Here is an 8,845-nt window from a genome sequence, read left to right on the forward strand (position 1 = left end):
GCCGAGAGGCCCCCAGTTCAAACCTCGATCACATCGGGTAAGGTAAGGCTAACCTGCCAACGATCGCGTGAACTCGGTGGTCCCGCATGTCCGTCGCACCCGTAGCACCGGCCGTCGCCCCCTCCCCCGTGGCCGGGGCCTACACCCGGCTCGCCGAGGTGTTCCCCGGGCTGCGCGTGACCGAGGAGCCCCCGCGCTCCGGCGGCGGCTGGGTCGCGGCGACCGAACTCGCCGCGGGCGGCACGGCCGTCGACGCCTTCCTCGCCTGGGACAACGCCCAGATCCTGCGGGACTACGGACAGCAGGCCCGGCCGGACGTCATCGCCAGCTTCGGCCTGCACCGCTACGCCTGGCCCGCCTGCCTGCTGTTCACCGTTCCCTGGTTCCTGCTGCGCCGGGTGCCCCGCGTGCCGGTGGGCCAGGTGTCGTTCCAGCGCACGCTGGGGCGGATGACCGCGCGCGTCCGGGACTTCGCCTGCCTGCCGGACGACCCGGCCGCCGGACTGCCGAACGCCCGGGTCGTCCCGGACGAGGAGGCCCTGCGCGCCGAGGTGCGCGAGGCCGTCGCCGAACACCTCGGCCCGGTCCTGGACGGCTTCCGGCCGCGGATGCGCCGCGGGCCGCGGGCGCTGTGGGGCATGGCGACCGACGAGATCGTCGAGGGCCTCTGGTACATCGGGCACCTGCTCGGCGAGGAGCAGCGGGCCATGAGCGAGCTGGAGCTGCTGCTGCCCGGCTCCACGAAGCCGTACGTCGGCCGCTCCGCGTTCCGCGAGCTGACCGGCCCGAACGGCGAGGCGCTGCCGACCCGCGACCGGGCGAGCTGCTGCATGTTCTACACGCTGCGCCCCGAGGACACCTGCGTCACCTGCCCGCGCACCTGCGACGCGGAGCGGATCTCCCGGCTCACCACGGGCTGAGCGGCGCCGGCGAGGATCTTCCCCTGCCACGGTGGATCAAGAGCTTCGCCAGACGACGCCGCGCCGCTCGTATTCCATGATGGCCTCCACCCTGACGGCGATGGACGGCCCGCACTCGCGGGTGATCATCCAGAGCGCCAGATCGATTCCGCTGGTGACCCCGCCCGCGGTCACCAGGTTCCCGTCATCGACGACGCGCGCGTCGATCACCTCGCCTCCCCGGGCCGCCAGCTCGGCCTTGGCGAGGTGGTGCGTCGTGCACGGACGGCCTCGGGTCAGGCCTGCCGCGGACAGCACCATGACTCCCGTACAGACACCGGCGACGACGACCCCGGCCTGCTGTGCCCGTACGAGGTTCCGCAGGACATCCGGACTGTTGATCAACTGGTCACCGCCGCCCGGCACGATCAGGAGATCGGTGTCGGTGGGCTCCCATGCGGTCGGCACCCTGACGTTGGTGCCGAAGAAGCATGTCACCTCACCGGGAGCCGATGGCCGCACCAGTGTCGTGTGCACCTGGCCGCCCGCCCGCTCGGCGTGCCCGAGAACGTCACGCGGCCCGATGAAGTCCTGCTCCTCCACCCCGTCGTACACGAGGATCTGAACCCGAAAAGGCATCGGCTGTTCTCCTTGGCTGGTGCGGTGCCGCGGGCACCGCGAAGGTCCCGGCCGAACCGGGACCGGCGGTCGCGGCTGACGGTTGCTCACGCTCGTCACGTCCGGCCCTCATCTCCCTTAGGGAGTAGTGCCGGCTTGCCCTATGAGTCCGCCGCGCCCGTCGAATGGTTCCCGTCCAGCCCCCGATCCGCACCGGCGACTGCTGCCGCAGCTCTCCCGGTCGTTCTGCCGCTGTCGCTCACGCATGTTGCCGGGGACGCTTCGGCGTCCCCGGCAACGTGGTCTTCATCCGGGCTCCGGCCAGGCCCGGCCCGGGTGCCCGCGGTCGGTGCGCCGCCTTGCGTCTTCCCGCTCGCGACCGCGGCGTCTGCATCCGTGCGGCCGCTCAGCCCACCGGTACGTCCTTGCCGGTCAGATGCGCCCGAATGCCGCTCTTCGTCACGGAGATGTCGCGCAGCCGCATGTCGCCCGGCAGGTCGTCCGGCAGCTGAGCGGAGAACTCCATCTGCTGCGCCACCTTCGGCTCCCGGAGCTTCTGCAGGCCCTGGACGAGCGAGGGATCGATGCCGGCGGGCTCGAGCAGCGAGGGATGGTCCACGAGCGTGTCCAGCACGCGGCCCTTCATCATCTGCTCCGGGCGGACGGGCTTCCCGGCCGCCTGTTGCAGCTCGCCCTCGTCCAGCTTGTCGGCGACGGGTGCGGTCAGCTGCAGGCCACCGCCCTTGCCCGGTACGTACGTGAGCAGGCCGGGCACCACCACGCGCGTGTCCTGCACGGTCATGCGCAGGCCGCGGTCCCCGACGCGCTGCAACTGCGCACGCCCCCGGACCTGGGCCTGCTTGCCGCCCACCGGCAGGTCGCCGCCGGCCAGCACGGTGTTCTTCCCGGGGCCGGGCCTCAAGTGGATCTGCGACGCGCCGACTTCGCGGTTCAGGTCCTTGAAGTCCAGCACGACGTCACCGCGCACCCGGCTCAGGACCGCCCCCTTGACCGAGGACGGCAGGCTGCCGACGATCCGGATGTCGTCCACCGACCCCTTCACCTGAGCGACGGAGGCCGGCCCGGCGTCGACATCGGGGACGTTGACCTCGACGTGGTCGATCTTGCCCGCGAGTACCTGTCCGGCGAACGGGACGCTGTCGATGTGCACCTCGGGCTCGGCGTGCAGCTTCAGCGCCTTCTCCACCTGCTGCGCCGCCACGTTCTCCGCGTAGAGCACGGCCCAGCGGTCACCGAGCGCCAGAAACGCAAGAACGACGGCCAGCGCGAGGACCGACTTCACGGTCCTCCGCACGATCCGACGCGGCTTGCGACCGGCCCGCGGGGCGTCGGCGCCGGCGGTTCCGCCCTGGGCCGACGGCTCGTCCGGGCCCTGGTGCCCCGAGGCCGGGCCGTCCTGGGCGGCGCGGCTCGCCGGTACCCACGCCGTGGAGTCTGCGGAAGGTTCGTTGGAGAGCATCGCCACATGCGACCACAGCCCAGGCGTTCGAACCAAGTTGTGCACGGTCTTCGAGACGCCTGGGCGCGAGGGCGCCGAAACCGGGGTGGGTACCGTGCCCGAGCGCCCCTCCTCCGGCATGGTACGCAGAGGCGAATCGCCCTTCGGCCTCGCGCCCCGATCCTTCACGCCACCCGCCAGGGTGATGTCGCTCGAACTCAACTTCTTTCCATGGAAGGGGAGTTCGATATCGACGTGGCTTCTTCGCACCCCTTGGCGTCGTCCTGTTCCGAATGCCTCGGTTACGGCACCGGGTTCCGTCAGGATGGCGCGCAAAACGCGGACCGCGAGGCAAAAGGAACCCAGCATGAGAATGACCGACATATCGCTGAACTGGCTGCTCCCGGTGCTGGTGCTGCTCGTCGGCGTGCCGGCGGCGGTGGTGGTCCGGGGCCGCGGCCGGCGCACCGGGGAGAACGGGGGCGCCGACACCTGGGAGCGCAGCGAGGAGCGCCGCCGCCGCAAGGAGGCCGTCTACGGCACCGCCTCCTACGTCCTGCTGTTCTGCTGTGCGGCGGTCGCCGCCGCCCTCTCCTTCCACGGGCTGGTCGGCTTCGGGGAACAGAACCTCAACCTCTCCGGAGGCTGGGAGTACCTCGTCCCGTTCGGCCTGGACGGCGCCGCGATGTTCTGCTCGGTCCTCGCGGTGCGCGAGGCGAGCCACGGCGACGCGGCACTCGGATCGCGCCTGCTGGTCTGGACGTTCGCGGGCGCGGCCGCCTGGTTCAACTGGGTGCACGCGCCGCGCGGCATCGACCACGCGGGCGCCCCGCACTTCTTCGCCGGGATGTCCCTGTCGGCCGCGGTGCTCTTCGACCGCGCGCTGAAGCAGACCCGCCGGGCGGCGCTGCGCGAACAGGGCCTCGTGCCGCGGCCGTTGCCGCAGATCCGCATCGTCCGCTGGCTGCGGGCACCGCGCGAGACCTTCGGCGCGTGGTCGCTGATGCTGCTGGAGGGTGTGCGGACGCTGGACGAAGCGGTGGAGGAGGTGCGCGAGGACCGGCGGCAGAAGGACGAGGACCGCCGGCGGCGGCGCGATCACGAGAAGCGGGAACGGGCACAGATCAAGGCGATCAACCGGCAGCACCGGGTGCTCCGGAGCCGCGCCGGGCGCCGGCTGGAACAGGCGTCGGCCGCGGCACCGGCCCAGGTCGGCGCGGAACCTGCCATAGTGGCGCCCGGACCGCCGCCCGCACTCTCGCGTCCGTCCCTCCAGGCCATGACCGGCGGTGACGCCGGACCGGCCGCCGCGGACGGCCGAGGCGGGCACCGGCGGATCACCGCACACCGTGGAGGCGACCGCCGACGGGTCTCCACGGACGGTGAACCCGACCGCGGACGGGTCCCCACGGACGGTGGACCCGACCGCCGACGGGTCCCCACGGACGGTGGACCCGACCGCCGACGGGTCCCCACGGACGGTCGATCTGACCGCCGAGGACGACACCCTGACGATCCCCCGGCTCGACTCCCTGGAACGCAAGCTCAAGGACCTCGAGCAGCAGTTCGGCTGAACCGAGCGGTGGACCGGTGGACCCGGTTCACCGCTCGGACGCGCAAGGCGCCCCGGTGACGGTCGCCCGGGGCGGGTCCGCTCAGGCGGCGGCCCGGCCCTCGAGTTCGAACCACACCACCTTGCCCGGGCCCTGCGGCTGGACGCCCCAGGAGTCCGCCAGTGACTCCACCAGCACCAGCCCCCGGCCGCCGGTCGCCTCACTGCCCGGCTTGCGCACCGCGGGGCGCCGGGGGACGAAGTCCCGCACCTCCACCCGCAGCCGGTTCGCGGTCCGCGCCACCCGGCCCTGCACCAGAACCGCCGTCACCTCCGCACCGCTGTCGGTGTGCACCAGAGCGTTGGTGACGAGCTCACTGATGAGCAGCTCCGCCACGTCCGCCTGGTCCGGACCTCCCCACGACCACCTCCCGAGCAGTTCGCGCAGTGCGTGCCGCACGTCGGAGACCGCGGTCAGATCGGACTCCCGCAGCCGCTTGTTCAGTACGGACTCCTCGCGCTGATGCGCCATCCACTCCGCCCCGTAACCCGAATCGGTCTGATCCACCTCGAACAGGCACACGCTCATGCATTCCCAACCGGCACCGGGCCACTCCTCCGGGCCGCGGTCCGGGCTCTGGACAGGACCGGGACACGCGTCAACGGCACATGCCTGTGGGGGGGGACGGCCGGGGGCCGTGGGGGCGGCCCGGGGGCCGTGGTGCCAGGTGCGGAGGAGCCGGCGTGGAGGAGCCGGCGGGGAGGAGCGGGGAACCGGTGAGCACCGGCGCGGGGAACCGGTGGGACGGGGCGGCGCGGGCGCGGCAATGCCCGGCACCGCCGGGAGAACGGTGCCGGGCATCAGGGGAGGACGGCCGCCGCGGTCACCAGCGGCGCGACAGTCGACACGGGGAGCCATTCCGTGCGGCCCTCCGGCGCATTCCACTCGGGCACCTGTTCCACCCGTACGGCGCACCGGGGACCCCTGCCGGTGGAGGAGGCAGCGGGCGAGACCTCAGGGGCGGGGGACGTTGCGCAGGTTCGAGCGGGCCATCTGCACCATCCGGCCGACGCCGCCCTCCAGCACCATCTTGCTGGCCGAGACGGCGAAGCCGGTCACCATATCCGCGCGGATCTTCGGCGGGATGGACAGCGCGTTGGGGTCGGTGACGATGTCGACCAGCGCCGGCCCCTTGTGCTTGAAGGCGTCCTTCAGCGCGCCGTGCAGCTGCTTGGGCTTCTCCACCCGGACGCCGTAGGCGCCCGCGGCGGTGGCCAGCTCGGCGAAGTCCGGGTTGCGGTTGGCGGTGCCGTACGAGGGCAGCCCGGCCACCATCATCTCCAGTTCGACCATGCTGAGCGAGGAGTTGTTGAAGACCACCACCTTCACCGGCAGGTCGTACTGCACCAGGGTGAGGAAGTCGCCCATCAGCATGGCGAAGCCGCCGTCCCCCGACATGGCGATCACCTGGCGCTTCCGGTCGAGGAACTGCGCTCCGATCGCCTGCGGCAGCGCGTTCGCCATCGAGCCGTGGGTGAAGGAGCCGATCACCCGGCGCCGGCCGTTGGGGGTCAGATAGCGCGCCGCCCACACGTTGTTCATCCCGGTGTCGACGGTGAACACCGCGTCCGGCGCCGCCTCGTCGTCCAGCACCGACGCCACGTACTCCGGGTGGATCGGGATGTGCTTCTCCACCTTGCGGGTGTAGGCCTTGACGACCCCTTCGAGGGCATCGGCGTGCTTCTTCAGCATCCTGTCGAGGAAGCGGCGGTCCGTCTTCGCCTTCACCCGGGGGATGAGGCAGTGCAGGGTCTCCCGCACATCCCCCCACACCGCGAGATCCAGCTGGGAGCGCCGTCCCAGGTGCTCGGGCCGCACGTCGACCTGCACGATCTTCTTGTCCGTCGGGAGGAAGGCGTTGTACGGGAAGTCGGTGCCCAGCAGGATCAGCAGATCGCACTCGTTGGTGGCCTCGTAGGCGGCGCCGTAGCCGAGCAGCCCGCTCATGCCGACGTCGTACGGGTTGTCGTACTGGATGTACTCCTTGCCGCGCAGCGCGTGGCCCACCGGGGACTTCACCCGCTCCGCGAACCGCATGACCTCGTCGTGCGCACCGGCCGTGCCGCTGCCGCAGAACAGCGTCACCGTCTTCGCCTCGTCCACCATCCGGGCGAGCTCCTCGATCTCCGCGTCCCCCGGGCGCACCGTCGGACGGGAGGTGACCAGGGCGTGCTCGATCGGCCGGTCGGGCGCCTGCTGCCCGGCGATGTCACCGGGCAGCGCGAGCACACTGACGCCGCTGCGGCCCACCGCGTGCTGAACCGCCGTCTGCGCCACCCGCGGCATCTGCTGGATGTTCGAGATCAGCTCGCAGTAGTGGCTGCAGTTGCGGAACAGCTGATCGGGGTGGGTCTCCTGGAAGTAGCCGGTGCCGATCTCGGTGCTGGGGATGTGCGAGGCGATGGCGAGGACCGGGGCCATCGAACGGTGCGCGTCGTACAGGCCGTTGATGAGGTGCAGATTGCCGGGGCCACTGGACCCGGCACAGGCCGCGAGCCGGCCCGTGAGCTGTGCTTCGGCGCCGGCGGCGAACGCCGCGGTCTCCTCGTGGCGGACCTGGATCCAGTCGATGCCCGAGTGCCGGCGCACGGCGTCCACGACCGGGTTGAGGCTGTCGCCGACGATGCCGTAGAGGCGCCGGACGCCTGCCCGGGCGAGGATGTCGACCAGCTGCTCCGCCACATTCTGCTTCGCCATGTCTGCGCACACCCTTCGGCTCGGTTCGGCTTCTGTCCATCCATGCACGGTTGGTGCGGTTGCGCCTCTTGCGGTTGGTGCGGTTGCGTCTCTCATGGCTGGTCCGGTTGCGCCTCTTGCGGTTGGTCCGGTTACGCCTCCCAGACCGCGGCAGCCGTGCGGTCGCCGGAGTACCCCCGGCTGCCCGACTCCAGGTCCGCGAGGAAGGCGGCGAGACCGGGCGGGGCTGCGGGAGCCCAGCGGGCGGCGAGGAGGCCGGCTAGCGCGGGCGCGGTGCGCAGCGGTTCGGCGAGTCCGGGGCTGCAGAGCAGGAGGGTGTCACCCGGATGGGCGACGGGGGTGCGGAAGCGGAAGGGGGCGGGGGTGCGGGGAGTGTGCTGGGCTTCGGGGCCCTTCTCGGCTTCAGGGCCTTTCTCGGTGTCGGGGACGGCATCGGGGGTGGGGCGGTCGGCGGGGTTGTCCTTCGGCGGGGCGTGGCGGTCGGGGCGGGCGCGGTCCGTCGGCGCGTTGTCGCGGTCGGGGCGGTCGGTGCGGTCGGTGCGGTCGGTGCGGTCGGTCGGCGCGTCGTCGCGGTCGGGGCGGTCGTTCGGTAGGACGTCGTGGTCGGCGATTTCCGGTGGGGCGTCCCTCTCGATGTCCTGCCATGCTCCCGAGCGCAGCCGGAACAAGCCCCCTTCCCCCACGCCGAAGAACACCCGGGTGCGGCAGGCCGGGTCGGCGGGGAGCAGCAGACAGCGGAGGGTGGAGCTGTAGTCGGCCGGGGCGAGCCCGAGTTCGGCCGCGCGGGCACGGAGCCTTCGGTACGAGCGGTCGGTGAGCCGTTGCAGCCCGGCGCGGAGGGCGTGGCGCCGGCCGGTGCGGATGTCCTCGGCGAGCCGGTCGTGGTGGTGGCCGACGGCGGCGCCGATCCAGTGGCAGGCATCGGCGGCGGGCCGGTGACCGTCCTCGGCCGTGCGCGCCCCGGTGGCCATGGCGACCAGCAGCAACGAGCGTTCTCCGCTGCCGAACCGGGCGGTGAGGAGGGCGTCCCGGCGCGGTTCGCCGCGGTGGCGTGCGGCGTCGCCCCGGGCGGACGCCGCGCGGAGCGCGAGGGGGCCGTACCGGGCGCCGTCGAGGACGGTGTCCGGCACGATGCCGTCGAATCCGCCGGGGTCGGCGATGGGGAGGGCGGCCGGTTCGCCCGGGGGTGGGGAGAGGTCGGTGGTCGGGGTCGGGGTCGGAACCGTTTCGTCGGCGGGTAGCGGCCAGGTCGGTTCGGGCCACTCCTCCGGTGCCGGGCCGGAGGGTGCCGCAGCGGGCAGGTAGGGGGTGCCCTGCCACCACTCGCCCTCCTCGGCGACACGTTGTGCCAAGTCGGCGTCCTGTCCCGGGGTTTCCTGCGGGGCGCCGGGCTGCGCCGCCTCTCGGTGGTCCGTCCCGTCCGGGGGCGGGGCGGAGGCCGGTTCCGGGGCGTGGTTCCCGGCCGATGCGCGGTTGCCGTCCGGGGTGGCAGGGCGGCCCGGATCGGGGGCCCGCGGGGGGCCGTGGTGCCGGGTGCCGGGGCCTGCGGGGTGGGGGGT

The 8,845-nt window shown here is 72.5% G+C and carries 6 protein-coding genes and 1 pseudogene; 2 read left to right on the forward strand and 5 right to left on the reverse strand.

Going from position 1 to position 8,845, the window contains the following annotated elements; all coding sequences use genetic code 11:
• The first annotated feature begins 86 nt into the window (after window positions 1-86).
• Complete coding sequence (locus AC3EQ1_RS05080; RefSeq protein ID WP_432093024.1) at window positions 87-920, forward strand: (2Fe-2S)-binding protein; 834 nt, start codon at window positions 87-89, stop codon at window positions 918-920.
• A 36-nt stretch (window positions 921-956) separates the two neighbouring features.
• Here the strand turns inward: AC3EQ1_RS05080 and AC3EQ1_RS05085 are convergent, their stop codons facing one another.
• Window positions 957-1,538, reverse strand: a complete 582-nt coding sequence (locus tag AC3EQ1_RS05085) for a DJ-1/PfpI family protein (RefSeq protein ID WP_432093025.1) — start codon at window positions 1,536-1,538, stop codon at window positions 957-959.
• A 385-nt stretch (window positions 1,539-1,923) separates the two neighbouring features.
• Window positions 1,924-3,033: an LmeA family phospholipid-binding protein gene (locus AC3EQ1_RS05090; RefSeq protein WP_488187142.1), complete on the reverse strand. Its 1,110-nt coding sequence runs from the start codon at window positions 3,031-3,033 to the stop codon at window positions 1,924-1,926.
• Window positions 3,034-3,343: 310 nt separating this feature from the next.
• On the opposite strand from AC3EQ1_RS05090, the pseudogene AC3EQ1_RS05095 reads away from it, so the two are divergent.
• A pseudogene (locus AC3EQ1_RS05095) lies at window positions 3,344-4,550 on the forward strand (DUF2637 domain-containing protein).
• A gap of 81 nt (window positions 4,551-4,631) precedes the next feature.
• Here AC3EQ1_RS05095 and AC3EQ1_RS05100 read toward each other — a convergent pair.
• The 3 genes from AC3EQ1_RS05100 to AC3EQ1_RS05110 all read right to left on the reverse strand — a co-directional run.
• The gene (locus AC3EQ1_RS05100; protein ID WP_432093027.1) at window positions 4,632-5,117 is read right to left on the reverse strand and encodes an ATP-binding protein; all 486 of its coding nucleotides are present in this window, start codon (window positions 5,115-5,117) and stop codon (window positions 4,632-4,634) included.
• Window positions 5,118-5,543: 426 nt separating this feature from the next.
• Window positions 5,544-7,286: a pyruvate dehydrogenase gene (locus AC3EQ1_RS05105; RefSeq protein WP_432093028.1), complete on the reverse strand. Its 1,743-nt coding sequence runs from the start codon at window positions 7,284-7,286 to the stop codon at window positions 5,544-5,546.
• A gap of 131 nt (window positions 7,287-7,417) precedes the next feature.
• On the reverse strand, window positions 7,418-8,845 hold a 1,428-nt coding region (locus AC3EQ1_RS05110), incomplete at its 5' end, for a protein phosphatase 2C domain-containing protein (RefSeq protein WP_432093029.1).

This window comes from Streptomyces sp. bgisy100 (assembly GCF_057709105.1).

Excerpts from the sequence above, each read along its gene's own strand:
- AC3EQ1_RS05080 (WP_432093024.1), top strand. The coding sequence starts at position 87 with ATGTCCGTCGCACCCGTAGCACCGGCCGTCGCCCCCTCCCCCGTGGCC.
- AC3EQ1_RS05085 (WP_432093025.1), bottom strand. The coding sequence starts at position 1,538 with ATGCCTTTTCGGGTTCAGATCCTCGTGTACGACGGGGTGGAGGAGCAG.
- AC3EQ1_RS05100 (WP_432093027.1), bottom strand. The coding sequence starts at position 5,117 with ATGAGCGTGTGCCTGTTCGAGGTGGATCAGACCGATTCGGGTTACGGG.
- AC3EQ1_RS05105 (WP_432093028.1), bottom strand. The coding sequence starts at position 7,286 with ATGGCGAAGCAGAATGTGGCGGAGCAGCTGGTCGACATCCTCGCCCGG.